Here is a 303-nt window from a genome sequence, read left to right as displayed (position 1 = left end):
TCGGCCTGGCGTTCACGGATGATGGCTCGCTCGAACTCGGCGAACGCACCGAGCAGTGAGAGCATGAGGTCGGCTCGCGGGTCCTGGGCGCCGGCGGCGTAGGTGGCCCGCTCGTGGACGAACTCCACGCTCGCGCCCTTCGCGGTGATCTCGCCGACGATCTGCTTGAGGTCGACCAGGGAACGAGCGAGTCGGTCCATCGACGCAACAACCAGCTCGTCGCCGTCGCGCAGGTACCTGATGCACTCTTCTAGCTTCACCCGATCGGCACGAGAGCGAGCGGACTGCTTCTCGATATAGACC

1 protein-coding gene is annotated in these 303 nt (G+C 65.3%); it reads right to left on the bottom strand.

From position 1 onward, the window contains the following. On the bottom strand, positions 1 to 303 hold a 303-nt coding region (locus tag G6018_RS15750), incomplete at both ends, for a recombinase family protein (RefSeq protein ID WP_187701157.1).

The organism is Dietzia sp. DQ11-44, assembly GCF_014145205.1.
Classification (GTDB): domain Bacteria; phylum Actinomycetota; class Actinomycetes; order Mycobacteriales; family Mycobacteriaceae; genus Dietzia; species Dietzia natronolimnaea.
Note: the sequence above shows the minus strand (reverse complement) of the source record. Positions and strands in the feature narration are given on the sequence as shown.